Annotated in this window: 27 protein-coding genes and 1 pseudogene; 7 read left to right on the plus strand and 21 right to left on the minus strand. The window is 33.9% G+C overall.

Going from position 1 to position 25142, the window contains the following annotated elements; translation table 11 throughout:
- Complete coding sequence (locus NST63_RS21720; RefSeq protein ID WP_212944088.1) at nucleotides 1-540, plus strand: NAD(P)H-dependent oxidoreductase; 540 nt, start codon at nucleotides 1-3, stop codon at nucleotides 538-540.
- Between the two features lie 40 nt (nucleotides 541-580).
- Nucleotides 581-928: a winged helix-turn-helix transcriptional regulator gene (locus NST63_RS21725; RefSeq protein WP_212944087.1), complete on the plus strand. Its 348-nt coding sequence runs from the start codon at nucleotides 581-583 to the stop codon at nucleotides 926-928.
- Nucleotides 929-1196: 268 nt separating this feature from the next.
- Here the strand turns inward: NST63_RS21725 and NST63_RS21730 are convergent.
- From NST63_RS21730 to NST63_RS21755, 6 genes and pseudogenes are all read right to left on the minus strand, one after another.
- Nucleotides 1197-1397: pseudogene (locus NST63_RS21730) on the minus strand (hypothetical protein); the annotation flags it as partial.
- Nucleotides 1398-1796: 399 nt separating this feature from the next.
- Nucleotides 1797-2627, minus strand: a complete 831-nt coding sequence (locus tag NST63_RS21735) for an alpha/beta fold hydrolase (RefSeq protein ID WP_341043730.1) — start codon at nucleotides 2625-2627, stop codon at nucleotides 1797-1799.
- Nucleotides 2627-3133 carry an SRPBCC domain-containing protein gene (locus tag NST63_RS21740; protein WP_341043731.1) on the minus strand — a complete coding sequence of 169 codons (507 nt, stop codon included), beginning with the start codon at nucleotides 3131-3133 and terminating at the stop codon, nucleotides 2627-2629. Before NST63_RS21740 ends, NST63_RS21735 begins: the two co-directional genes overlap by 1 nt.
- Nucleotides 3134-3199: 66 nt before the next feature.
- On the minus strand, nucleotides 3200-3535 hold the full coding sequence (locus NST63_RS21745; RefSeq protein ID WP_212944452.1) for an ArsR/SmtB family transcription factor: 336 nt from the start codon (nucleotides 3533-3535) through the stop codon (nucleotides 3200-3202).
- A 156-nt stretch (nucleotides 3536-3691) separates the two neighbouring features.
- Nucleotides 3692-3784: a putative holin-like toxin gene (locus tag NST63_RS21750; protein WP_236036520.1), complete on the minus strand. Its 93-nt coding sequence runs from the start codon at nucleotides 3782-3784 to the stop codon at nucleotides 3692-3694.
- Nucleotides 3785-3981: 197 nt separating this feature from the next.
- A complete protein-coding gene (locus NST63_RS21755; RefSeq protein WP_341043733.1) occupies nucleotides 3982-4116 on the minus strand; it encodes a hypothetical protein in 135 nt (44 codons plus the stop codon).
- A 618-nt stretch (nucleotides 4117-4734) separates the two neighbouring features.
- Between NST63_RS21755 and NST63_RS21760 the strand changes: the two genes are divergently transcribed.
- Nucleotides 4735-5259 (plus strand): hypothetical protein, encoded by a 525-nt coding sequence (locus NST63_RS21760; protein WP_341043735.1) that lies wholly within the window; start codon nucleotides 4735-4737, stop codon nucleotides 5257-5259.
- Between the two features lie 56 nt (nucleotides 5260-5315).
- On the opposite strand, the gene NST63_RS21765 is transcribed toward NST63_RS21760, so the two are convergent.
- The 4 genes from NST63_RS21765 to NST63_RS21780 all read right to left on the minus strand — a co-directional run bounded on the left by NST63_RS21765 (nucleotide 5316) and on the right by NST63_RS21780 (nucleotide 8463).
- Nucleotides 5316-5879 (minus strand): GNAT family N-acetyltransferase, encoded by a 564-nt coding sequence (locus NST63_RS21765; RefSeq protein WP_212944068.1) that lies wholly within the window; start codon nucleotides 5877-5879, stop codon nucleotides 5316-5318.
- 115 nt (nucleotides 5880-5994) lie between these two features.
- Complete coding sequence (locus NST63_RS21770) at nucleotides 5995-6576, minus strand: histidine phosphatase family protein (RefSeq protein WP_212944066.1); 582 nt, start codon at nucleotides 6574-6576, stop codon at nucleotides 5995-5997.
- Nucleotides 6577-6941: 365 nt separating this feature from the next.
- Nucleotides 6942-7640: a polyprenyl diphosphate synthase gene (gene uppS, locus NST63_RS21775; RefSeq protein ID WP_212944064.1), complete on the minus strand. Its 699-nt coding sequence runs from the start codon at nucleotides 7638-7640 to the stop codon at nucleotides 6942-6944.
- Nucleotides 7641-7719: 79 nt separating this feature from the next.
- Entirely contained in the window at nucleotides 7720-8463 is a 744-nt protein-coding gene (locus tag NST63_RS21780) for a DUF5694 domain-containing protein (RefSeq protein ID WP_341043736.1), read from the minus strand.
- A gap of 625 nt (nucleotides 8464-9088) precedes the next feature.
- Here NST63_RS21780 and NST63_RS21785 point away from each other — a divergent pair.
- Nucleotides 9089-9985: a LysR family transcriptional regulator gene (locus NST63_RS21785; RefSeq protein ID WP_341044234.1), complete on the plus strand. Its 897-nt coding sequence runs from the start codon at nucleotides 9089-9091 to the stop codon at nucleotides 9983-9985.
- Nucleotides 9986-10009: 24 nt separating this feature from the next.
- Here the strand turns inward: NST63_RS21785 and NST63_RS21790 are convergent, their stop codons facing one another.
- From NST63_RS21790 to NST63_RS21815, 6 genes are all read right to left on the minus strand, one after another.
- Nucleotides 10010-10504, minus strand: coding sequence for a DinB family protein (locus tag NST63_RS21790; protein ID WP_341043738.1), 495 nt, complete (start codon nucleotides 10502-10504; stop codon nucleotides 10010-10012).
- Between the two features lie 410 nt (nucleotides 10505-10914).
- A complete protein-coding gene (locus tag NST63_RS21795) occupies nucleotides 10915-11454 on the minus strand; it encodes a PadR family transcriptional regulator (protein ID WP_341043739.1) in 540 nt (179 codons plus the stop codon).
- Nucleotides 11455-11499: 45 nt separating this feature from the next.
- Nucleotides 11500-12693, minus strand: coding sequence for a YhgE/Pip domain-containing protein (locus NST63_RS21800; RefSeq protein ID WP_341043740.1), 1194 nt, complete (start codon nucleotides 12691-12693; stop codon nucleotides 11500-11502).
- A gap of 376 nt (nucleotides 12694-13069) precedes the next feature.
- Complete coding sequence (locus tag NST63_RS21805; RefSeq protein WP_341043741.1) at nucleotides 13070-13897, minus strand: DUF817 domain-containing protein; 828 nt, start codon at nucleotides 13895-13897, stop codon at nucleotides 13070-13072.
- A gap of 53 nt (nucleotides 13898-13950) precedes the next feature.
- On the minus strand, nucleotides 13951-14178 hold the full coding sequence (locus NST63_RS21810) for a helix-turn-helix domain-containing protein (protein ID WP_058006168.1): 228 nt from the start codon (nucleotides 14176-14178) through the stop codon (nucleotides 13951-13953).
- A gap of 10 nt (nucleotides 14179-14188) precedes the next feature.
- Nucleotides 14189-14671: a DUF2975 domain-containing protein gene (locus tag NST63_RS21815; protein ID WP_071977705.1), complete on the minus strand. Its 483-nt coding sequence runs from the start codon at nucleotides 14669-14671 to the stop codon at nucleotides 14189-14191.
- 239 nt (nucleotides 14672-14910) lie between these two features.
- On the opposite strand from NST63_RS21815, the gene NST63_RS21820 reads away from it, so the two are divergent.
- Nucleotides 14911-15948, plus strand: coding sequence for a serine hydrolase domain-containing protein (locus tag NST63_RS21820; RefSeq protein WP_341043742.1), 1038 nt, complete (start codon nucleotides 14911-14913; stop codon nucleotides 15946-15948).
- A 26-nt stretch (nucleotides 15949-15974) separates the two neighbouring features.
- Entirely contained in the window at nucleotides 15975-16388 is a 414-nt protein-coding gene (locus tag NST63_RS21825) for a GNAT family N-acetyltransferase (protein WP_078111279.1), read from the plus strand.
- 159 nt (nucleotides 16389-16547) lie between these two features.
- Here NST63_RS21825 and NST63_RS21830 read toward each other — a convergent pair whose 3' ends face one another.
- From NST63_RS21830 to NST63_RS21845, 4 genes are all read right to left on the minus strand, one after another.
- On the minus strand, nucleotides 16548-20051 hold the full coding sequence (locus NST63_RS21830; protein ID WP_341043743.1) for a S8 family peptidase: 3504 nt from the start codon (nucleotides 20049-20051) through the stop codon (nucleotides 16548-16550).
- A gap of 159 nt (nucleotides 20052-20210) precedes the next feature.
- Complete coding sequence (locus tag NST63_RS21835; RefSeq protein WP_341043744.1) at nucleotides 20211-20801, minus strand: hypothetical protein; 591 nt, start codon at nucleotides 20799-20801, stop codon at nucleotides 20211-20213.
- A gap of 222 nt (nucleotides 20802-21023) precedes the next feature.
- Nucleotides 21024-21443, minus strand: coding sequence for a universal stress protein (locus NST63_RS21840; protein ID WP_280616208.1), 420 nt, complete (start codon nucleotides 21441-21443; stop codon nucleotides 21024-21026).
- A gap of 37 nt (nucleotides 21444-21480) precedes the next feature.
- Nucleotides 21481-22671, minus strand: a complete 1191-nt coding sequence (locus NST63_RS21845) for an MFS transporter (RefSeq protein WP_071977700.1) — start codon at nucleotides 22669-22671, stop codon at nucleotides 21481-21483.
- 391 nt (nucleotides 22672-23062) lie between these two features.
- On the opposite strand from NST63_RS21845, the gene NST63_RS21850 reads away from it, so the two are divergent.
- A complete protein-coding gene (locus NST63_RS21850; RefSeq protein WP_212944055.1) occupies nucleotides 23063-23506 on the plus strand; it encodes a MerR family transcriptional regulator in 444 nt (147 codons plus the stop codon).
- Nucleotides 23507-23700: 194 nt separating this feature from the next.
- On the opposite strand, the gene gdhA is transcribed toward NST63_RS21850, so the two are convergent.
- Nucleotides 23701-25080, minus strand: coding sequence for an NADP-specific glutamate dehydrogenase (gene gdhA / locus NST63_RS21855; protein WP_436580674.1), 1380 nt, complete (start codon nucleotides 25078-25080; stop codon nucleotides 23701-23703).
- Nucleotides 25081-25142 lie beyond the last annotated feature (62 nt).

Here is a 25142-nt window from a genome sequence, read left to right on the forward strand (position 1 = left end):
ATGAAAAAAATTATGGTTATCGTTGCGCACCCCAACATTGAAGCATCTAGAGGGAATAAGTATTGGGTAAAGGAAATTAAGAAACATCCGGATATTTACCTTCATCATCTATACAAGCAATATCCGGACTGGAAAATTGACGTTAAAAAAGAACAGCAGTTATTATTAAACCACGAACGCATTATTTTTCAATTTCCATTTTATTGGTATAGCTGTCCGGCTTTATTGAAAAAATGGTTTGAAGAAGTGATTTCACCAGAATTCGGGATTAAAGATCTTCGGCTTAAAGGAAAAGAGTTTATGATGGCGACGACAACAGGTGGTGCGAAGGAAGGGTACCAAGCTGGAGGATACAACGCCTTTACACTTAGTGAGTATTTAAGACCCATCCAAGGAATAATCATGCGTTGCCAGGGGATTTTACTGCCTACTTTCTCACTTAATAATATCAATAATATTTCTGATGAGGACATCTCTGACAATGCGTTTGCCTATGTAAAAGAGGTTAAACAAGACTATTCTTTAAAGTTAGCTCATTAACATAAGATGTTGTTCTTTTATATGGAGAGGAGAGTAGAGATTGACTAAAGAGAACTATCATTATCCAATTGAAGCTACATTAGAGTTAATCGGAGGAAAGTGGAAACCATTGATTCTTTTTATATTGGCAGAATCAGGAACAAAGAGGTTCGGAGAGTTTCGAAGAATATTGACCGGTATTACTCAAGGTATGCTCACAAAACAGCTACGCGAAATGGAAAGTGACGGACTGATCGAACGTGTTGTATTTCCAGAAATCCCCCCTAGAGTCGAATATACACTAACACCATATGGAAAAACTCTCTATCCCATTTTAAAAGAGATGTGCAATTGGGGGAGTAAACATATAGACAACCAAAAAAGGAAGAACTCACACTTTGGATCGTAAAGATTGATTGGTTAAATGGATGATTGCACTGCTCAATAAAGACACCTCCAATTGTTAGATGTTGTCTAACAATTGGGGTTCAGTCATATTCGATTAACGTACCCGTTTGTATAAATACATTTTTTACAATAATTTTAAAATTACAAATTTTCCTTCAAAACCCAACAATAATACGTTCAAGTGTTACCCATCCAATGAACTTTGGTTTTCCCCAACCTGGAGCAGTATTTAGCTTTTCTACTTTTAGGTAATTATTAATGCTTACCTAATCCGAGAGAGTTTCACCAAACCCTGCTACATCTTGTACCGCTTGTTTTGTTGAAAGTCCTACCGTTGATCCCCATGCCCAAAGCGATTTTAAAATAGCATACGGCAACAGTGCAAAAGCTGCAACATAGCCCCATCCTTTATTCAAATAAGTTTTATCAGCTATTTCTACCCCCTTAGTTTTTTCATGTTTTAAACTCAAAAGACATTCTCCCTTCTTATAAAAAATGTAGCCTATTCGTTTTAAAAACTACCTAAGTTCCACCCTTTGTATTCTTATTCAAAATTAGTGCCTGTTTATTCTTTATATTCTTTAAGTAAATGACATAATAGACATGGACTGGTTGACTTTATATTTGTACCTTATTCAACAACGATGACCTTTTTTCGGTATCAATTACAACTTCAAGATTGTTCATATAAATTCCTTCCTTTTAATAAATACCGCCAGATTGTTGAATAAAAACTAAAGAAGATTATTCAACTAGCTTACTATTACTTCAAAACTCCTTATCAAAGGAATGCCCCTTTAAAAAGAGAATAGGCACATTTCATTTTAAGAAATGTGCCTAATCTTAAGGTTACCATTACAAGTATAAAATTAAATAGATAAGCCATTCGGATTTTGATGAAGATTCAAATAGAAATTCACCATCTCATTGGCTAATACGTTTGGAGCCATCACAACTGCCGAATGATCTTGCCCTGAAAGTGTTTGGTATTTAGCTAAAGGTAATAATTCAACAAGTGACTTAGCAGCATCATGAAAATAATGTTCACTATTTTCTCCAACCATAATGGCTGTTGGAATATTCACTTTCCATCGATCAACCGGTAATGGCTTACCAGATTGGGTTTCACCCATAACCATTCCATCATAAGCAAGAGTATGCGCCATCCCTTCCATTGAATTCCATGAAGGATCAGCTTTCATATACTCTAAATATTCAGAAGGAATACCAAGTGCTTCTCTCATGTAGTATTCAACAGCTTCATTCCGTTTCCCTTCCCCAATCAAATTGTTCAAATGCTGAACATAATTTGCTGGAACACGTGGACGACTATGATCAATTATAAAAGGAGGCTCATACATAAATAGCTTCGTAACCTTGTCTCCTAGTTTATTTGCAGCTTCAAGAGCTAACACCGCACCAGAAGAACTTCCAAACAAAAAGCTGTTGCCACCAGCTTCATTTATAAGGGCATCAATATCTTCCACTTCACGTTCAACTGCATACTTTGAAGAATCGGTGCTTTGGCCTCTCCCGCGACGATCATAATTATAAACAGTAAAATGGTTTGCAAGCTGTACTGCTAGTTGTTCAGCATCTTTGTGGTCAGCTGCAGCAGATGATACTAGAATTAATGCTGGTCCAGTACCTATTTTTTCATAAGAAATAATTGAGCCATCTTTTGAAATTAATCTGTTCATCATTTCCCTCCACTAATTGTGATTAAATATTCTTCCAGACGATTAAAGGCATCTATAAAGCCTTGAATCATTCCCATTTCTTCGGCATTATTTAGCTCTGTGATGCTATTAAATCGAGTAATAATCCTAAGTTTGGAGCCATCTATCACCTCTTCAAAGGTTACGATAGTGTACATTTCACTGTTTTCTACAATGTTCCAATTCTTATCTGTAAATGAGTCTATGTAGACAAGTTTTAATTGTTCAATAACTTCCTGATAGACAGCTCTGCAGTATACTTCTTCTCCATCACCATAATCAGGACATAATTGATAGCGCCAAACACCACCAGGTCTCACATCCATCTCGTAAACAGTCGAGGTCCAATATTTTTGGCCCCACCAACGGGAAATATGTTCTGGTTTCGTCCATCCCTCCCATGCATATTTGATTGGGATAGCTACTATGCGCTCAATTGTTAGCTCTCTACGAACCTGGTCTTTGAAGATTTTTGTTTTTTTACTCATTTTAATTTCACCCTTGTTAGCGAGTTAACCCACTTTTTTCCTTCCGTTCAGCAAATGCATATGAAGCTATTTATCCTCCTTTCGCATAATGTCAAGCATATAGTCCTCAAAGTTATCTAGGCGTTCTTCCCATAAAACGCTAAAGGAATCGAACCAGGCATCTAAATCCTGAAATGGCTGAGCTTCAAGGCTATATATTCGCATCTGTCCCTTAGTATGAGAACGTACCAATCCATTCTCGCTCAAGATACGTAAATGACGAGATACCTGAGGCTGACCAATATTTAGAGCCCTAACAATTTCACTTACAGATTGAGGACCTTTTTTTAAAAGCTCCACAATATTAAAACGATTAGGCTCTGCGATTGTTTGTAATGTTAATTGCATCGTAGTTGTATTCATATTATTAATATACACCTTCACGCATATACACGTCAACGTATATAAAATATTTTTTCTAAAAATTTTATCATATACTCACAAAATGCTATTCCACTAACTACTCCGTTAGTGGAACAAAAAAAGATCGCCGCAGCGACCTCAGCTTCTTTAACGTGTTTAAGAATTTTTATCATTATTTTTAAAACCCAAAACGGCGATTACAAACATTCCAAAGCTGATCATCAGAGATAACACTTCAAAAGTATTCATTTATATATCGCCTCCTTACTTTTCATCCTTCCCAACTCTAAACTTGTCCTATACAAAGGAAATATTTTTTTGTTATGTATAACATCTTTTTTTAATAAGATTAAGATCAAACACAATAAGCGACGATATTATTCCGATTTGAATAATATCGTCGCTTACTTTTTCCACGTTCATACCTATATTTAAGTTTAACCATATTATTTATTATTTATCTGCATATCGCTTGGATAAGCATCATAAAACTGATGAAATAAATATGTTAAGTAAGAGCTTAGTTCAAATTGATCTTTTTTAATAAAATCAGACAACTCTAATTGGTTTTCTCTCGACATAATCATATCCTCCTATTAACATCTTTATTTCTATAATTTCCAAACTTTCATTCTTTTAAACATAAACATTTATAAAATAGGAGAATTGACTGATTATGCTCAGATGCTCTTCGCTTATTATGTAATCTTATTCATATCTCTTTGTGTCTGTAATTATCTTCAGCAATCACCATCACTAACTTCTGATAATATAATAAAATCCTTCTTCAACTAAATGATTCAGTTACTTCAATAAAAAAAAACTGCCAAAATGGCTGATTTCCAACTTACAGTACCTTTAGAAAAATAGTTATCTACTATGATGCCTATTTCCTCAAATACTTTGTATACTTAAACACTATATAATTGATACCTCCATTATTTTGTCTTTGTTCTAATGATAATTCCTATCGAAGGTTATAAAGAAAAAAATCCTATTCAGCTTTAACAAAACACTCTCATTTTCAATTAATCAACCATTTTAGCACAAGGTTGATACAACGGCCTTTTTTAAGAGAAGAATCTGTTATAAAAAAAGAAGTAATTATATTATTTATTAGGTAAAATAGATTAAAAATAAACATGGGGTGAAAAATTATCAGTACAAAATCAGCCAAATTAAAAAAACGCCTTTACATTTTGACAGTTGGTTTAACGATCGTTTATTGTATTGTTCGTATTATTTGGTTAGGAGGACTTTTCACAAGAAAACTAGTTGTATATTCAACTTTCCTACAAACAGATTTTACAATAGGGACATTATATCTAGATTATATTTTTTTAATTTCTGCAGGAGTACTATCGACAATATACTTTAAGAAACAGGCATATACATTAACTTTATATGGGATCTTTGTTTTATCCCTATTTCTTATTTTCCCCAGATTATTAGCTGGTTCTACATTTTATGAAATAAAAGATCATCATCTTAATCAAGATTATATTATTGAAAGACATGATAGCGATCTAGGGAATGATAACACGGATTTAGTTGTTTTTGTTTATAAAGAAGTTCTCCCTTTGGTTTATGTAAATCAAGGAAGATATCATAAAATTGTTTCAACTAAAAGTGAAACTTACTCTGATTTTTGGAAATTAAATTATGTAGTTAACAAGGATGGTAATTATCTAACCTTTAAGGGTTTTCTTATACCCTTGAAATAGATGGAAGCCACTAAGGTGATTTACATCTATTCATATAGGTATAATCGTTAATGACTTTATTTTATTATCGAATAAAAACAAGTGTCGGTCAGCTTACTACCATCTGCGGACAAATCATCATTCCTTAAAGTACCTTCTAACACAAAACCAAGTTTTTCTGGGATAGAACGACTTTTAAAATTGGTAGATTCACATCTTATTTCAATTCTTTTAAATTTGATGTAATTTAAACCAAGGTTAGTTAATTCCTTCACTGCTTCTGTCATGTATCCATTTCCACTAAACCTGGTATTAATCCAATATCCTATTTCACATTTAGGAATCTTCCATTCAATACTCTGAAGGCTCGTTGTTCCAATAAAGTCATTACTTTCTTTATGAAAGATAAGAAACCGAAAGCTTTCTCTTTTAAGGAAATTTATATGAGCATTTCTCAAGTTAATCTCAGTTTCCTCAACACTAGGAAGCTCTTGTGCAAATGGTAACCAAGCTCTCAATTCATGAAAGGAATCTCTAATTGCTTCGTTTACAATGTGCCCGTCTCCAGTTTGATAGGGTGCACGGAGAATTAGTCTTTCAGTTTCTAATTGTAACGGAACATCCAATAATATTGGAATCACTTGATTCACCTCTTAGAATTTTTCATTTAATAGCTAATAAAAAAAATCTCACCTCCAAGAAAACATTCTTGAGGACGAGAGTGAGTTATAGCATAAAATCTAAATGGATAATGATTTACTTTAAACGATGACTTTCCCATAGTCTATTAACCTTAACTAATTCCTGTCCATTAAACTCCATCCTGTAAATATCAGGTTTAGATGTATTATGTAAAAAGGTCAAATCATAGCTTAAATCATAGTCTCCCATCATTAATGTCATAACTAATCCGTGAGTGCCAATTACTACTTTTTTTCCTATATAAGTATTTAATATTTCTTTTAAAACTTTTACAGCTCTTTTTTGACACTCGGCATTCGCTTCTCCTCCCTCTAAAGAGAAATTCGGATCCACATACGATTTTTCCAATAAAGGAAAGAGTTCTCTATCAGAGATTCGCTCGTTTTCAGCTGTAAAAATTCTTTCCTTTAAATCTTCAATTATTAAAACTTCTTGTCCTATGTGTTTAGCTAACGGCTCAACCGTTAAAATTGATCGAGAGTATGGACTGGAGATCACTGTGTTAATCCCTTCATCTTTTAAAACTTCTGCTATTTTTTGAGCGTCTAATTTTCCTTTTTCAGTTAAGCCCCTTGTTCTTTCATTTCCTTCTTTTGGCGAATCCCCGTGTCTCACCATATAAATGAAAGTTCTCAAATAGGATCCCTCCGATATATTTTGAAAATGTATTCATTCCTCATAAATCTTTACTTCTATTCAATAAAAACCTAGTTCTAACTCTTAATTAAATCTGATATTATTTCAGAGCTTCCCGGCATTAATAATATTAGCGAAGTAACAATAAATAGAGTGCCAAAAACAAAGAAGAAGATAACTATTTTTATTGAACGAGAAACATTTTTGTTAAGCGCTCCAACTATCAGAAATACAACACCTATAAGGAGTAATAATATATAATAAAAGCCCATGATACACCTCATTTTAAATCTATTAATTAGCTTTTTCATGTTTTTCCTTAGCACTAGCGAAATACTAAATGATTAATCATCCTAATAATTAAATTAACTAATATTGATTTCCTTTCTTTGATTGACTTCATTAATTGCTTGAAGGAGCAATTTATTATCAAAATCAGGAAAGAGTGTATCTGTAAACCACCATTCAGATTTGGATGATTGCCATAATAAAAAATTACTCATTCTCTTTTCTCCTCCAGTACGAATCACTATATCTGGCTCTGGCTGCCCTTTTGTATATAAGTAATTTTCTATTAAGTCTCCAGTAATGTCACTATCCGCTATTTTAGAATTGTTTATATCATTTATTAAGGACTTGATAGCAGATAAAATTTCACTTCTTCCGCCATAATTTAAAGCGAAATTAACAATTAATTTACTATTATTTGATGTTTGGTCAACAGCTGTTTTTACTGCTTCTCTAGTATGTATGGGTAAGCCATTTATATCACCTAAAACGCAGATTCTTATATCCTTCTGTATAAACTTAGGCAATTTTTCATTTAAATACATTACTGGTAAGTCCATTAGATACTTTACTTCTTCTTCTGGTCTTGTCCAATTTTCAGAAGAAAATGCATATAAGGTTAAGATTTTTACCCCTAATTCTAATGAGGCATCAATAATATTTTCCATTGTTTTAGAGCCAGCAAAATGCCCCTGACTTCTTGTCAAACCTCTTTTTTCTCCCCATCTACCATTCCCATCCATCATAATTGCAATATGTGTTGGAACATTTTGCATAATTGACGCTCCTTTTCGTTCATGTTATGCCAAAAAAGTCATAGACAATTAATCATATAACTACTAAAAAATGATATATTTATATATAATCTTCCGCTTTTTCCACTTTAAAAAGTCCACTTTCATTTAAAAATTGATTAAGTAAATGAAGATGTCCTGCTCCGTATAAAACAAAAATTCTTTCAACATCAGACTCAATTAGTTCAACTATGTTTTTATATATGAGTAAATTTCTATAATACCAATATTTAGCTGTCCACATCGCACCTAATGGATTACTTTTATCTCCTACTAGAGTAAGATTCATATAAAACCTTTGGTTTTCTCTAATAAAATCATCATGATTAAGATATAGTAAGTAATCTCTTATTGTATGACTTTTTAAAAATTCCTCCATCTTTGTTGCTAAGTCTTGCATTCTTCTTACAGCTTGATCGTATTTTTCCGATTTATGTTCCTTAGTCCATATATCTAAGTCAGGTACTTCAGGAACAGAACCATTCCAATCAACACAAAATACTTCCTTGTGATTCATTTCCTTAGCCAATCGAAAACCGATTTGATGACATTCATTCCTCGTTAATTCGTACTTCCCCAATAGAAAGTTTTTATAAGTTTCGTTTATATGATCACTATCTTCTGATAGGATTTCTAGCGCAACCTTTGTTGGCTCGAACTTCCTTAAAGAGTCTACCACTCCTTTTATTTCTATCTGCCTTTTTTCGCTGAAAATATCTCCCGAATTTATTTTAACTAAATCTCCATTATTTTCGGGATTACTTAAATGGGCAGTACCAAGAACAAGAATACTTGGCTTTCTCATATTTCCCCCTCCATTTCATTAATCAATTAAGAGATTCGACATAATTCCACAATTATCCTTTTATTGTTCTCCTATATCTCACCAATTCTTCTAAAATACGACCGTATAAAAAAATCCCTTCAACTTATTTTGAAGGGGTTTTTTGCTTGTCTAACAGATTCATCTCATTATTCAATAAAATTAATTTAACAAAACATACTCTAATATATCCCAATAAATAAGAACCATTTTTCACAAAGTATGATTAAGTTTTTTTCACCATTCTTAAATCGTTATGTAATCTGTATTAATAAATAGAATATAACTATGAAAATAAGTATGCTATCGAAACAAAAATAGATTGGAAGATAATTAGTTAATCTGAGTTATTTAATTATGATAAGAGCACGAATAATTTCATTCCAATAGTGCTTAAAATCCTTTTTGTCTTTGTTCTTTTGGTCTAGATTTTTTTGTTCATTTTTATCCACTTTATTGCTACTCATTACTACACCCCTTTTCCTTTCTAGGTAGTTTTATATGTTGTTGTTTGATTTTTTCTATTTTATAATTAACTTACAAATCAATACAGCTGAACATTACGATCAGATCAATCGTAATTATCGATTATATAGGAGTGAGAAAAATAGAAATTAAACAGCTTATCACATTTAAAACGGCTGCGGAAAATTTAAATTTTACCTATACAGCTAAAATCTTAAACTTTGCTCAATCAAGCGTTACTGCTCAAATAAAAGCGCTTGAAAATGAACTTGAAACTCCTTTATTTGAGCGCTTAGGGAAGCGCTTAGTCCTTACAGAACAAGGTAAAGAGTTTAAAATATATGCAGATAAAATGATTCAACTGACGAATGAGGCGAAAAACGCTATTAGCGGAGTTGAGGAACCGGCAGGTACACTTATCATTGGAGCTTCTGAGAGCCAATGTACATATAGACTGCCTCCAATATTGAAGGAATTTAAGGAGCAATTTCCAAAGGTAAAAATTATCTTTAAACCGATTTACTTACAAGAGCAAACGAAGGCGCAATTACTTGATGGTACTCTGGATATTGCATTTACAATGGAGCCTATTCAACATCAAGATTCAAACTTAAAAGCACAAAGTCTTGTTGAAGAAAAATTAACAATTGTTGCTTCTCCCCAACACCATTTAGCTGATAAAGCTGAAATTCATTTAGAAGATCTTGAACATGAGACTCTTTTATTAACTGAATCAGGGTGTTCATATAGGGTGATACTAGAAAATTTGTTTCGACAATCTGGAATCTGTGCATCGAATAAATTTGAATTTGTAAGTGTGGAAGCAATTAAACAATGTATTATTTTAGACTTAGGTATTGCAGTATTACCGGAGATGGTAGTAAAAGCAGAGATTGAGAAAGGGATATTAAAAGAATTAGTTTGTCATCAGGTTACGACACCTGTTTATACACAAATGGTTTGGCATAAAGATAAATATATGTCTCTTGCTTTACAATCTTTTATTCAATTAACTTGCAATACCTTTGGTTTAAAATAATTTCTAACAACAATCAGTATATTCCTAGAGTTTTTGTTCTAACTCACGTTTTTGACGCAAGTGATGATGGAAATGCATGAATACAAGATCATACCACTCCCTTGCGTTTAGCCAACCAAAACCCCCATGTTTAACTTTAAAATTTGAATTGATACTATCTACTTGTGGTTCCCATCGTTTTAATCTCTGCTTTACCTGATCTAGTCGCCACATAAGACTTTCTTGACTATCAGAATTGCTTGGTGGAGTATTTAATTCGTCAGGTAACTTGATTTTAATTTTTGGGAACCCACCCATTTTATATAATTGCTCACCAAATTCCGTTTTCCCAAGTTTCTGCTCTTCTTTTTCTCTAGTACAAGTTTCCACATTGTCAAGGTATTCATGTGCAACAAGTATTATATGATCATACATCTGACCCAAAGACCAAACATCTTCAGCCGATTTATATCTTAATTGTTCCAATGAATAGTTTTGAAGATCGCTTTTGTATTCATCAATCACTCTTAAATTACTCATTTCTATCTCCCCTTTATCACTGTTATCCACATTATACTTGATAAGCACCACTAAAACTTTGCTGTCCTTCAAATTAATCGATTTCAATCTTCCTATCTAGCAAGCATAAAATTAATATATGCTCTCTCTCAAAAAAATAGCCTTGCTATACATAAATTTCACAATTAGAATAAACTACCATTCATTTAAAGAATAAATAACACCTATCATTTCAATGATCCTTTCACACTTAACAGTTTGGATCAGAAGTCCTCCTCTACAAAATAGGCTATTAGTGAAAAAACAAAAAAGGCTCTACTTCGTAATGAAGTAAAGCCCTTGCTACAAACAATTCATTTCTCTTAATCAATAGTAAAGTATCAAACAATTTAAGAAGTAAAAATCAACTTATGATACAAGGTATCATTTCATTATATTTCCCCTTGTTTAACCCGTTTAATTAACTCCTCAAGCCAATAAATCGTATGCTCTGCTTTAGTCGAAACATAGCCCAACATAAATTCTGAAAACTTTTCTTGAGCTTTGTCTACCTCTACTTTCTCTTCGTACCCACTAACTTCTTCCCAACGTTGCTTTATATTTGTTAATTTTTTTTCTAATATTTCTACTACCTTCTGACGTTCCACATACTTGATGTTAGCTAAACCTACCACCATATCACTAATTGAATCCGCATTTTCAAACAACTTGTATATCATTTTCGGTAGTTCTTCTTGACCTTTAGCCGTAATCGCAAATACTTGTTTATCAGGGCGATTCTCTTCTTTGATGATTTCGACCGATTCAATTAATCCTTTTTTTGCTAAGGAATCAAAATGGTAGTACAGCTTACTTTCTGTTAATCCAGCTAATCTATCCAATGGTATAGGCTCTGAGATCTGTTTTTTTAATTTATAAGGATAATTATTATCCTCCATTAGTTTACTCAATATAAAAATTTGAATGGACATTCTCTTATCTCCTTTAAGAAGAATTACATTCTTATTGTAGCAAATCTAAGCAGTAACTTCAGTTTCATTCTTTACACTTTCCAATTTATCCTCTGATACCGACTTCTCTACTGGTACTGGTTTATGGATAAACGCAACTATCGCAATATTAATTAGAATGGCAACTCCACCAACGGCAATCAATGGCCAAATAAAATGACTCGGACTAATGCTTCCATATAGTTTAGCGAAGTAAGCCTGTACTGAATAATACATTGGTGAGATGTGGCTCATCCATTCATAAGGTTTATACATCATTTCACGTGACATCGTTGCACCATTTGCAAGTGTTTGAATCAATAAAATTGGTAAATTTAAAATCATACCACCTTCACCAACTAAGAAAATTAAAATGGCGGTGAAGTTGAAGCATACCATATAATTTAATATTTGTTGTCCTACTATACTTAAGAACTTGCTAGCACTTGGATCATTAATTATATAGGCTATTCCCGTAGCGGCAAGTGATGCAACAACTGCAATGAGTAATGCTGTCAATTGTACATAAATGAATAAGCGTGTTTTACTTGCCTTTCTACGGTTCTCTTTAAATGCTCCTACTAGCTGCATTGCTCCAATCATTGCACCTGTATATCCAGCCATTGTTAAAAACATTGGTAGCATATTATTATTCATACCATTTGGCACTTCATTAATTGAAACTACATTACCGACATAAGCTGTTTCTATCTTTTTTGCTAATTCGCTTGCTTGCTCTTTTGGTACATTAAAATTCATTAATACCCCTTGAGCTGTTTGTTGTGAGAACTGAGTACTTAACTGGTTATTAATTTCCGTGACGACTGATTTCATCGTACTGGAAATCGTTGTTGCCCCTGCTTCGTTAATTGTAAAGTCAATACTTGATGATGTTTCTCCTTTTTGCATATCCTTTGAAAATGTTTCTGGAATGTGTACAACTAGTGCTAACTCATTTTTTTCTAAGTCTTTTATTGCCTGTTTATTCGCTACATCCGTCTCAATATTCTTAAACGGTAAATTCTTTTCTAGTTGGTCAGCAATCTTTGCCCCATATCCACCTACATCATCATTGACAATAGCAATCGGTAATTTATCAACATTTCCGGGAATTGCCGCATATCCAGGTAAAAAGATGCCCAGCATTGCAACAGCATAGAAAATCCCCATAAATATTGCAGCAATCGCACCTCTTGTTTTTAAAAACTGAGTAAATTTCATATTTTTGCATCCTTTCTAAAAGATATGTGTACAATTAAGATACTTTAAATTTATTACTTTTATAAAAGTACTTTAATTAGAGTATTTACTCATTCTATTCCACTCTTTAAATAAAGTCAACAATAATAATCAATTTTCCGTTATTTGCAAAAGGCGAAAATACCTATTAAATTCTCTGCAACAAAAAAAGCATTAATCCATCTTATGATTAATGCCCTCACCGATTAAAGTAATTCTTTTCACACGAACCTCTAATAATGATGAAGCTATTATGAAGAAATAGCAGCAATTACTGCTTAACTATGCTATAAAGGTTAACAACAATCTAAAAAGGAGAACATCATCTCGACTTTTTAGAAAAGCTAGTTCTTAACTATTATAAAGATTGACTAGTATCTAACCTAGTAGATGATTGTCCCTTCACCTGTTTTAATGTCGCTACTATTAGAAAGCTAACAATGACTAATAAGAGCCATGAGCTCACTTTGCCAAGATGGACAAGACTCCATGCATCGGTTTGGTTGGGATATTCCCAAGCACCAAAGAATGTTGCAATATTTTCGGCTACCCAAATAAAAAATCCGATAAGCACAAAGGAAAGTGCGAGTGGCATACGGTAACGAGTTCCATTTACCTCATATATGACCCATGATCGCCAAAAGACGATAATCACAAGTCCTGATAACCACCAACGAACATCAATCCAATAATGGTGAATAAAGAAATTCAAATAAATCGCAGCAGCAAGAGGCACAACCACTAAAAATGGTGGCCACTTAATCAATTCAACCTTTAGTCTTCTCCACGCTTGGCATAGATAACTCGCTACACTCGCATACATAAATCCACTATACAAAGGCACTCCAAATATTTTAGAATACCCTTCCTCTGGATAAGACCAAGAGCCCATATGTACCTTGAACAGTTCAAGCGCTAGACCAATGAGATGAAATAAGGTAATAACCTTTAGTTCATCTCGTGTTTCAAGTCTAGAACGCACCATCAACCATTGCATCAACAGACAGATGATAAGCAACCAGTCATACCGTGGTAAGAAGGGAAGTGGGATCATTTTTGTAACAGCCAATGAGGCAAAGATAACAACAGGAAACAAACATGATATGGCCTGCTCCCACCCAAAATGAATAAGCTGTTTTAAAGCTCTAAAATTTTTGCTCCTCCATGATTCCATGATTAAATTCATGAGTATATCCCCTTTATAAATTTGTTCAATTGTCATACAAAAAAAGAAGTTTACTACTTATTGTCCTTTGTATCATCATCACTGCGATATTCTAAAATATCCCCAGGTTGGCATTCTAAAGCTTTACAAATGCCCTCTAATGTAGATAGTCGAATCGCTTTTGCCTTTCCATTTTTTAATATAGAAAGGTTGGCCATTGTGATTCCTACCTTCTCTGAAAGTTCTGTTACGCTCATTTTACGTTTTGCCAGCATCACATCAATATTGATTATAATCGCCATGTTATTCACCTCAGACCGTTAAATCATTTTCTGTTTTTATATCAATTGCCTCTTTCAAGAGCCTTTGAAGAACAGCGGCAAAGATGGCAATAACCATCGAAGCAAAAGGAACTACCAAACCAATAAAAACAACACCTGGTGCGTCATCTTTATCCGCAAAAAGATAGAAAAGCGGTAAGGCGAACACATGCAAGCAACTAATGATGATGGCACAGTACTTGATTTTCTTTAAGGCTGTTACAGAAATTTGAGCGAAAGCCTTATTCTTGTCAATATAGATTAAAAGCTTAAATGCCTGATAAAGAGCAAAATAAAAAGGTATCGTTGAACCATAGAAAATAATAAAAACGAGATATTTTATAAAAGCAAACTTCGGTAACAATTGCTCTGCAATATTTCCAATCTCAGGAACCAAAAAGATACACATAACAAGAATAGGAATTCCTATAAGAATAACTGCTATCTTTAAAAAGAGCGTTGACACTTGTTTCATATAAAAAGCACCTCACCTATATATTGTTTAATTAATTTATCACAGTATTTATCGTTTTACAATAAATTAATATTGTTTTTTATAATATTTTTATTGATAATTATCACTTTATCTTTAAACAAAAAAGCATTCTTCACTGGTTTGAAAATTTACGCTAATATTATTTCCAAATTCATACAACAGAACATATATTCGTGATACAATAACAATATTATTAAAGCTTTAACTAGGAGGATAATATGAAGTTAAAGAATATTAATATTGAAGAAAGAATGAAACATTATAAGGTGCAAGGTTTAAGTATTGTGTTAATTGAAAACTGTCAAATTAACGGAGTGGAAAATTATGGTTTTCTTGAGGCGAATACCGATAGGAAGGTAAATGAGAATTCTATTTTTAGTGCTTGTTCGATTAGTAAATTTTTAACCGGAATGATGGTATTAAAGCTAATTGAGGAAAGCCTTCTTGATTTAGATGAAGATGTAAATGAAAGACTTGAAACGTGGAAAGTGCCCGATAATGAATTTACAAAAAATAAACTTGTTACATTAAGAAACCTGCTTAGTCATCAAGCTGGAATCAAGGACCCTGAAGGTAGTTTTTTTGAACGAATTTCAGATATAGGCACTCCTTCAATGGTTGAATTGCTAGAGGGAAAAACACCATATTGTAAGGTTCCAATTGAAGTACAATACGAGCCAGAGAGTGAATTCCAGTACTCAGATGCAGGCTATTGTATTATTCAGCAACTAATAGAAGATGTAACGAAAAAACCGTTTTATCAAGTGGTTAATGAGTTCATATTTAAGCCATTGGGTATGGAAAGTAGCTATTTAAATCCAACGATGTTAGAGATAGTAAAAAAGAAATTTTCTTGTGGTCATAATAAAAATGGTGAATTGGTAGATGGAAAATATCCTATTTACCCTTATCCAACAGCTTCAGGATTATGGACGACTTCATTAGATTTAGCTGCATTAGTCCTTGAGCTAATGAATGCTTTAAAAGGAAAAAGTAAAATTGGAATTTCAAAAAGTTTAGCTAAAGAAATGATAACTTCTCAAAGAGGAAAAAGCTGGGCTGGATTAGGTGTATTTCTAGAGGGTTCCGAAAAAGAATTAGAAATTACATCTATGGGTTGGGGAGTAGGTTTTCAGTGTATGATGGTGGCATATCCACACTTAGAAAAAGCTGCCGTTATTATGACGAATACAGAATTAGGCGTTCATCAATTGGAAGGGATTATTGGGGAGATATATAAATCTCTTCTACCATAAAAAATGTTGCTTTAAGGGGAAGAAATATGCAGATAGCTTTAGCGAATCCAATGCATATATCTGAGGTTGTAACTTTTTTTAACAAAAATTTAGACTGCAATAACAACGCAGTTTATTCTGAAGAGTTTTTATGTCCTCTTGGAATTAAAGCAGCTATAAAAAGAAAGCAAATGATCGTAGCAACAGTGGAAGGTCAAGTAGTGGGAGCCTTTCGGTTTTACCGAAAAAAGACACAAAATACGATATCTTTATATCAATTTGCAATAAGTAAGGAGTATCGTGGTCAGGGGTTATTAAAAAGGATGTTAAAAACGATAAATGATTTACCTATCATTGCTTTTTGCCCAACTGTTTCGGAATTCAATGACTATTTTCACAAGACGGATTGGGAACTACAACAACAAAGTGAAATGTTTAATGTTTGGGTTTATAATGTTTGATCAAAGCATTTGCTAAAACACACTTTTATTTGATTTTTTATTTCAGCTTTTCTCTTACAGAACCGAACAAGTTACACTACAAAGATATGCCTTTTCTAATAAAAAACTAAGGAGCTGGCCAATTCAGTCCCCAGACTAAACAGACACAGCTCCCTTCAATTAATTCAATGAAATAGTCAGCTTATATTTTTCCGTTCCTGCCTTACCAGTAGCTTCACTTATTTCAATATAGTAGGTTCCTTTATTTAGCTTTAGCTTAGCTAGCTCTTCATCACTTTCACCATAATCATCAAACCGTTTAATCAGTTTACCTTTAGAATTATATATTTCGATTACTCCGTCTAATGATTTTTCCATTTCAAGTATCATAGAGACATTCGTTGTTTTTTTCAAATCTAATCTAAAATGATCAATATCCCCAAAAGGAACACCTGCATTCATATACCCTTGTCCAATCAATTTCCCCTGTTGCTTCTTTAATACCAATGGTTTCTTTGGTATATGATTGGTTACCTCACCATCTTCATCAGTCTTTTGATCTTTTAATGCGATCATCTTGACCTCGTATGGATTTAAATTAACCTGAGGAATTAAAGGATTTAGGACTACAAAATACCCTACACCATTTTGGGCCTTGAATGATACGTCAATATCTCCTAAGGATAGATCAAATAGACTTGCACCAATCGGAATTGATTTTAACATTTCATCATTATCAATTTGTTTATTCCCATTTGTATCTTCAATTAACATTCCTGAAAAAATAGTAGATGGAAATAAATCAGCTGGAAGATTCCCCTTTTCCATTGCTGTACGTTGTTTCTCCTGAATTTTCAAATCCATGATTTGATTTGCACCATGGTGTTGATAGTAGTAATAATCGGTATCTCCAGGATAAATAAAGTAATTTTGATAGGTCTTCCCTTGGATCATATCTACAGCAGTCTCAAAACTATTTAAATCTTCATCTTTTTCAGGTGATGTTGCTACTTTATCTACCGTTAATAAATATGGATCAGCAGAAATATTCCCCATATCATTTTCCAGTTTAATAATGTATTGGGTATCCTTTTTCAAAGGAACATAGGAAGATGAGCTACCGATACCTAATAAGAGGGATAAAATATCACCTAGTCCTCCAGATAAATTACTATATGGCATTAACATATTTAGATCTGGATCATATTCATAAATACTTGAATTTATCAGCTGCCCCGGACCATTTTCAACTGAAATATCGTAAATTGCATCCTCGTTAGGAGAAATTGTATAGTAGTCCTGATCTCCTGTAATTTGAAAATAGCCTTTATGATGATTTTGAGTAATTGGTATAGATTGGGTCAATATTGCTTCGATTTCTTTCTCACTAAATTCGTTGCCATCATCATCTAATAAAGCGTCTAATCCACTATTTGTCTCTGTTGATTTCTTATCAGCATACTCAGAAATCGTCATTTGGTCATTAATAAACTGAGATTCAAGATTATCAACTAAAGGAAGTCCGTCCTCATCCTTCGGCAATATCGCTTGTTCTACTTTTAGATTGTAAGGATATGCGGAATAATCAAAGGATATCTCTTGATTCATCCCACCACCAGTTCCTAAAAGTCCAGCAAGTAGAGCGGTGATTGAAAAATCAGGCATGCTTTCATTGGAAACAGTAAGCATATACTTCATTCCTGGCATTGCTTCAAAGGAGAGTCGTTCACCTATTCCAATTCCATTATCATCAGAGTATATGATTGGAAGATACTCTAATTCCTGTTTATTTTCATTTTTCAGTACTGATACGGAAAGTGTTGAATTAACCCCTGGAAGTCCATCTAATGTGAAAGATAATATTTTTGGTTCATTCACTTCAAAAGTAAAGTAATCACTATCTGGCATTCCCTCCGTATTAAAAAGTGTTAATGGTTCACCCTTTTCCTCAGCAGAGTTATATGGAAAAGAATCAATCTTAATTGGCTGTTCCATAGAATTAGTATTTGGTATTAATGACGTAAATTTTTCAGCTGTAAACGTAAAATTCGATTTTCCAGTTTTACTATAGCTTCCATTTACGTCCTTAATCCCAATGACTAGTGTTCCATCCATATCTGCACTATATAAATAGGCTTCCTGACCACCAGCTCTTGTTTTATTTATTTCTAAAGGTTGTCCAGTTATTTTTTGCGAGCCCTCTGGAAAAAAGTAAAAGTCCATCCCATAATCGAAGCTTTTTGCTGCATCTAATACAGTTTGTACATGTTCTCCTGCTTTAAGCTTCATTTTAAATAGTTGTACTTCCTGCTGTAATGTAATTTTTCCATTAATACTATTTTTTCCTTCTTGTTTTAAAGGTTGTGCTGCTTTCAATAATTCAGAGCCTTGTACATCTTTGAATTTTGGAAGCTGTTTTAGATCAAACTTCAATGCTGCTACTGGATTAACCAAACCATTTGCAAAGGTAAGATCATATCCATGCTCACCCAAATCGGTTGCAGTATTTTCTAGTATATACTCTATTTCATTTGGTTTAAGATTCGGATATTTTGATTTTAATAGGGATGCTACACCTGCTACTACTGGCGATGCCATCGATGTTCCAGTTAATTTCATAAATGTGTGATTCTTCTCGGTTGAATAGGCAGTACTATAAATTTCCTCGCCAGGAGCCACAAGATCAACACTTGAGCCATAATTGGATGATTCTGATAGTTGCTTATTTTTATTAATGTTCCCTACACTAATAACTCCCGGGTATGCAGCTGGATAAGAATAATCATCTGTTGCTTCATTCCCTGCGGCAGCAATCACTGTAATTCCTGCATCAATTGCTCTCTGAATTGCATCTGCTAGAATTGGTGAATTATTATAACTTCCTAGACTCATATTAATGATATCTGCCTTTTTCTCTATTGCATACATAATTCCTTGAGCAATTGTATAGTCATTTGCTGATTGACCACCATTAAATACATCAATCGGCAATATTTTGGCTTTAGGGTTAATTCCATGACCACCTAATCCATTATTGGCCGCGGCTGCAATAATTCCTGCTACATGGGTTCCATGCATATCTGGAACAGGAGTTTTAGCTGGTGCTGCAGCATTGTATGGTGGTAATACCTGTGAGCTTAATTCTGGATGACGATAATCGACACCCCCGTCAATTACAGCCACAACCACTTTATGATTTCCTGCATATTTTAAGGCTTTTTCAATATTCAGCATTTGCAGTTGATACATTTTACTCTTTTTCGGATCAACATCCCCAAGCTTTTTAAATTTTACACTTGGAGTAATTTCAGTAATTGTTTTATCATTCTTGTATACCTTTAGTACTTCACTAAGTTTTTTACCTTTAGGAATATAAACAATATCATATCCCAATGCTGGAATCGAACGAACCACTTGGACACCAGCTCTTTTATGTATTTCCTTAGATATTGTATGACTATACCTTACAACTAAAGTATCAATATCTAAATTTTCCTTCTGACTACTTTTGTAAGCATCAAGCTTTTGTTCCTTTTCAGATTTCAATAATTGTTCAGTCAATGCTGATTTCTTCATACTTGCACTCTGATACACTTCATCATTTTCTACTGCCTGTGCCACTGATGGAATGACCAACATAACAGAAGCAGCAATCGCTAATGAGGTTTTTAACATCCTTTTCATTCCTTTACCTCCCTTTTACACCTTTATATACGTTCATTCCTAGTAAAAGTTTCAAATTTTACCAAATTATTATGGAATGAATCTAGTAAAATAGCAAGTTTTTCCTGTGAAAATATTTATATATGGTAAACTCGTTTTAGATTGAATAAAAATCATAAACTAATCCTCCCAATAAAAAATAGCATCCATGACTGAATACTCTCCAGGTTCCCTATAGATCGTGGGAATTTTCGTTTTAAAAGACAAAGGTTGATTCATCTTTTCAGCTTCTAACAGTTCATAATCAAATTCGTTTAAAGCTTGTTTCAATTTTTCCTCGATGGTTCGGAATTTCTTGCTTAGCTTTAATTGATTTGTACCACCCAGTAAAGAACCGTATGCCCCACCCACTATTTCGTTCGTATCAATACGAATTGTCTTATATCGGTCATCTTGCCCCATGATTGCTACAGGTGCTAAACGGCAAATATCAATAATAATCCCCTCTGTCTTTATCTCTCGACGACCATGTTTCTCTTCAACGATTACGGCATCTTCTTTTTGGTAACAAAAAAATTCAACAAAGGATGCGTAGCCACTACCAAAATGATCCCACTCTACCTCACATACTAAATTGGGAATACGGTTTATTCGATAGTACAATCGTCTGATATGCGCTTCAATTTCTTGCTCATTTTTTGTGTCATAAGGGAACTTGCTCCCAACAATTTTTCCTTCAATTAAGTTTTGCAACTGTTCATTCGAAAACATAGATGAAACACCTCTCCTTTTTCTTTTATATATGAATACCGAAATCTTCTTTCTCTTACTATACAGAGAAACCAATAAAGAAGGGATAAAAAAATTCCACACCATTTTTTTAAATGACTTTATTGTAAATGTAACCACTTTATTATTCATGAACAGAAAAATGGCAAAAAAAAAGTGGTTTATAAGAAATATAACTTATAAACCACTTACATCATATTTGATTTACTTTACTATAATAACCGGGCAAGGAGCCGAATGAGCTACCTTATGGCTTACGCTCCCTAGCAACGCTTCTTGAATAAACCCTTTTCCTTTGTTCCCCATTACAATCACATCATACTTATGCTCCTTCGCATAGGATGTAATCTGGTTTGCTGGGTCGCCATGAAAAGTATGTGTTTCAAAAGGAATATTAGCATCTGTCAAGAATTGAACAGCTGGAGTTAAAATTTCACGATTTTCTTCATCCATTAACTCAGCCAAATTAATGTTATAAAGAGGTTCCTGCAATGGTAAATCCTTATTAATATGCAAAATAGTTACCTTTTCAGATCCTAGTGCTTTCGCTAATTCCGCAGAATGTTGTAAAGCATTTACAGAAGGCGTAGAGCCATCCATTGCTACTAATATTTTTTTATACATATGATCGCTTCCCTTCAATCATCTATCACCATACTTCTTAATGAGTCACTTTGTCGACATGTGCAAGGTGTTTACGTCCAGTAGCTACGACTAGCATGGCTAACAAGACAAAAATAGCACCAGTAATAAAAGGAATGTGTGGAGTATAGGTTTCAGCAAGCTTGTTTGCTAACCACGGTCCAACACCACCGCCTAGAAAACGAACAAAGCTATATGCAGCAGATGCAATTGAACGTTCAACCGGAGCTACCTCCATTACGGCTGTTGTAATCAATGTGTTATTCGTACCAAGGAATAATCCAGCTACTATTACGGCTACAATAATTGCCGTGCTTGAATCTGTCCATATTCCCATAGCTAAAAGTGTTAATGCAAAGAGCGTTAGCATCGTACACATAGATTTGATGGTTCCAAATTTTGCTTGAATTTTCGGAGCAACAAACACGGAAGTAAATGCTAAACAAAGTCCCCAACCAAGGAAAACATAGCCTAAACCATGTTCATCTAATCCCATAACAAATGGTGCGTATGCCATCAATGTAAAAAATCCAATATTGTAAAGGAATGCTGTTAATCCAAGTCTAAATAATCCTGGAAATTTTAACGCTTTAATTGGATCCAAGACAGAACTTTTTGTTTTTGATTTAGCTACTTTAGGCATTTTTAATAATAATGCTAAAAAGGCAATAATCATGAGTACACTTACACCATAAAATGGACCACGCCAAGAAATGGATCCTAATTCACCACCAAGCAATGGACCAACTGAAATCCCGAGTCCAATTGCCGCTTCATAAAGGATAATTGCTTTTGCCGTTCCACCGACTGATAATCCAACAATAGCAGATAGGGCCGTAGCAATAAATAATGCATTTCCAAGACCCCAACCACCACGGAAGCCTACCACACCCCATATTCCATTGGATGAGCCTGCAAGAGCAGAGAAAATAATAATAAATAAAATTCCTATTAATAATGTCCACTTAATACCAATTCTACTAGAAACTACTCCAGTAATTAACATCGCAATACCAGTAATCAGATTATAACTAGTAAATAACAATGAAACCTGACTAGGGGTAGCATGAAGCTTTTCTGCAATCGCCGGTAATATCGGATCAACTAAACCTAATCCCATGAAAGAAATAATCGTTGCAAAAAAGATTACCCATATGACAAGTGGCTGTTTCGCCGACTGATTATGAGCTTTCAGCGCTTCTTCTGACATACCTCAAAACTCCTTTGTATAATTTTTAATATGAAAATAAAAAATGAAAACAGTAATGGTCGAGAAATCTTTTAAGCAACCAATACATATTTTCACACAAAATAAAGAATAAAATTCCTATTAATCTTCCTAACTAAGTATATTACTTTATAACGTTTACGTCAACGTCAACTTTGTAAAAATGATGATATATATGATATTTTTAACATGCAGGGATTTACGGATAAACAGAAATCATGATGTATAATGATGTTAAGCATTCCTCTAAGAAGCTCTTTTGCTTATAACTAGCTACCTATAAAATATACGATGATTTTTTTCATATGCGTATATCCATTATTAATCAACATGATTATTTTATATAAAAATATTTTTTCATAGGAGAGTACCAATGGATGAATTAAAAATAGATGATGTGGCTAAACAAAGTGGGCTCACAAAACGTACAATACGCTACTATGAACAACTTGGAATCCTACCCTCCCCTCCGAGAAGCGAAGGTGGCTTCAGACTGTATTCGCAAGAACATGTGGAATTTTTGAAGAAAATCACCAATGCAAAGGAAGTAATGGGCTTTTCCTTACAAGAATTACAGGAATTCATTAAACTGAATGACGCATTAGAAGTTCAACGCATGGATTATCGACAGTTTAAGGGAACCAATAAACAGAAAGAAAAATTAGAAAAGGTTTATCAAACCGTAGTTGAACAATTACATCTTATCGAGCAAAAAAAGAAAAAAATTTTGAAGGTAGAAGCTGATTTAGTTTCACTTAGGGATCGTGCAAAAGCTGCTTTAATCAGGTTTGAAAAGGAAGAGTCAGAAAAGAATTAATGAACAATGAAGCATCAGAGCACATGATGCTTCTTTTTTAGGTTCAATAATGATGACTGGAAAACAAGTACCAAAGTTTGATTACCGACATCGTGGTTGAGAGCGAGGGTCTAAAGACAGTATGTGGACTACAATTTATATTTCTTAATGAAGGAAGGAAAGGCCACAAAATTGTGTAGCCTCCTATTTTACAATTAAATCACTCCTTGTGCGATCATTGCATCTGCAACCGTTAAAAATCCGGCAATATTAGCACCGACAACGAGATTATTCGGTTGACCATATTCTTCTGCACACTCCATACTTTTTTGATAGATATTTTTCATAATTTCTTGCAACTTCACATCAACTTCTTCAAAACTCCAAGACAACCTCATACTATTTTGCGCCATTTCAAGAGCAGAAACGGCTACACCACCTGCATTTACTGCTTTGCCTGGACCAAATAGTACATGATGATTATGAAAGAGTTCAATTGCATCTAATGTGGATGGCATATTGGCCCCTTCACCAACTGCTTTTACTCCGTTTTCAATCAAAAGAAGGGCTGAATCTGCAGTAATTTCATTTTGTGTAGCACATGGCAAAGCAATATCACAAGGAATAGACCAAATGCTTGAACAATCTGGTGAATATTGTGCATGTGGATGCTCATTTACATATTCTTCGATTCGTTTTCTCTCAACCTCCTTCAAACGTTTAACAGTTGAAAGATTAATTCCAAATGGATCATAAATATATCCATCCGAATCACTGCATGCAACAACTTTAGCACCTAATTGTGTTGCCTTCTCCATCGCATAAATAGAAACATTTCCTGATCCTGATACAACTACTGTACTTCCGCTAAACGACATCCCATTTGCCTTAAGCATTTCCTCGACAAAGTACACGGTCCCATAGCCTGTGGCTTCTTTTCTTGCCAAGCTTCCACCGTATCCGAGTCCTTTTCCGGTTAGGACTCCAGCATGAAAATCTCCTTCAAGTCTTTTATATTGACCAAATAAATAACCAATCTCACGGGCACCAACACCTATATCTCCGGCTGGAACATCTTTGTCTGGCCCAATATATTTATATAGTTCTATCATAAAACTTTGACAAAACCTCATGATTTCCTGATCAGATTTTCCTTTCGGGTCAAAATCTGCGCCTCCCTTGCCACCACCGATTGGAAGGCCAGTTAAAGCATTTTTAAAAATTTGTTCAAATCCTAAAAATTTAATAATACTTGCATTCACGGTAGGATGGAATCGAAGTCCACCTTTATAAGGGCCAATACTACTATTGAACTGTACGCGAAATCCACGATTTACCCTTACTTTACCAGTATCGTCCACCCAAGGTACACGAAAGATCACTAATCTTTCTGGTTCCACAATTCTCTCCAATATTCCATTTTCCATGTATTGTGGATTTTTTATAAACACAGGTAAGAGAGAATCAAATATCTCCTTGACTGCTTGCAGAAATTCTACTTCGAAAGGATTTCTTTCTTGTATACTTTCGTAAACTTCGTCCATATATTCAATCGCTGTCCGTTCCAGCTCTGTTTGCTTCTCTAATTCACGCATTTTCATCCTGTCAGCTCCTTTGCGTTTACATTGATAGTTCAATTTTCCACTATTTACAATTA

The sequence above is a fragment of the Heyndrickxia sp. FSL W8-0496 genome (genome assembly GCF_038007825.1).
GTDB lineage: Bacteria > Bacillota > Bacilli > Bacillales > Bacillaceae_C > Heyndrickxia > Heyndrickxia oleronia.

Excerpts from the sequence above, each read along its gene's own strand:
- NST63_RS21820 (WP_341043742.1), top strand. The coding sequence starts at position 14,911 with ATGAAGTTAAAGAATATTAATATTGAAGAAAGAATGAAACATTATAAG.
- NST63_RS21800 (WP_341043740.1), bottom strand. The coding sequence starts at position 12,693 with ATGAAATTTACTCAGTTTTTAAAAACAAGAGGTGCGATTGCTGCAATA.
- NST63_RS21745 (WP_212944452.1), bottom strand. The coding sequence starts at position 3,535 with ATGAATACAACTACGATGCAATTAACATTACAAACAATCGCAGAGCCT.
- NST63_RS21830 (WP_341043743.1), bottom strand. The coding sequence starts at position 20,051 with ATGAAAAGGATGTTAAAAACCTCATTAGCGATTGCTGCTTCTGTTATG.
- NST63_RS21815 (WP_071977705.1), bottom strand. The coding sequence starts at position 14,671 with ATGAAACAAGTGTCAACGCTCTTTTTAAAGATAGCAGTTATTCTTATA.
- NST63_RS21835 (WP_341043744.1), bottom strand. The coding sequence starts at position 20,801 with ATGTTTTCGAATGAACAGTTGCAAAACTTAATTGAAGGAAAAATTGTT.
- NST63_RS21845 (WP_071977700.1), bottom strand. The coding sequence starts at position 22,671 with ATGTCAGAAGAAGCGCTGAAAGCTCATAATCAGTCGGCGAAACAGCCA.
- NST63_RS21810 (WP_058006168.1), bottom strand. The coding sequence starts at position 14,178 with ATGGCGATTATAATCAATATTGATGTGATGCTGGCAAAACGTAAAATG.
- NST63_RS21735 (WP_341043730.1), bottom strand. The coding sequence starts at position 2,627 with ATGAACAGATTAATTTCAAAAGATGGCTCAATTATTTCTTATGAAAAA.
- NST63_RS21850 (WP_212944055.1), top strand. The coding sequence starts at position 23,063 with ATGGATGAATTAAAAATAGATGATGTGGCTAAACAAAGTGGGCTCACA.
- NST63_RS21795 (WP_341043739.1), bottom strand. The coding sequence starts at position 11,454 with ATGTCCATTCAAATTTTTATATTGAGTAAACTAATGGAGGATAATAAT.
- NST63_RS21805 (WP_341043741.1), bottom strand. The coding sequence starts at position 13,897 with ATGAATTTAATCATGGAATCATGGAGGAGCAAAAATTTTAGAGCTTTA.
- NST63_RS21720 (WP_212944088.1), top strand. The coding sequence starts at position 1 with ATGAAAAAAATTATGGTTATCGTTGCGCACCCCAACATTGAAGCATCT.
- NST63_RS21780 (WP_341043736.1), bottom strand. The coding sequence starts at position 8,463 with ATGAGAAAGCCAAGTATTCTTGTTCTTGGTACTGCCCATTTAAGTAAT.
- NST63_RS21840 (WP_280616208.1), bottom strand. The coding sequence starts at position 21,443 with ATGTATAAAAAAATATTAGTAGCAATGGATGGCTCTACGCCTTCTGTA.
- NST63_RS21755 (WP_341043733.1), bottom strand. The coding sequence starts at position 4,116 with ATGTCGAGAGAAAACCAATTAGAGTTGTCTGATTTTATTAAAAAAGAT.
- NST63_RS21790 (WP_341043738.1), bottom strand. The coding sequence starts at position 10,504 with ATGAGTAATTTAAGAGTGATTGATGAATACAAAAGCGATCTTCAAAAC.
- NST63_RS21740 (WP_341043731.1), bottom strand. The coding sequence starts at position 3,133 with ATGAGTAAAAAAACAAAAATCTTCAAAGACCAGGTTCGTAGAGAGCTA.
- NST63_RS21825 (WP_078111279.1), top strand. The coding sequence starts at position 15,975 with ATGCAGATAGCTTTAGCGAATCCAATGCATATATCTGAGGTTGTAACT.
- gdhA (WP_436580674.1), bottom strand. The coding sequence starts at position 25,080 with ATGCGTGAATTAGAGAAGCAAACAGAGCTGGAACGGACAGCGATTGAA.
- NST63_RS21750 (WP_236036520.1), bottom strand. The coding sequence starts at position 3,784 with ATGAATACTTTTGAAGTGTTATCTCTGATGATCAGCTTTGGAATGTTT.
- uppS (WP_212944064.1), bottom strand. The coding sequence starts at position 7,640 with ATGCAAAATGTTCCAACACATATTGCAATTATGATGGATGGGAATGGT.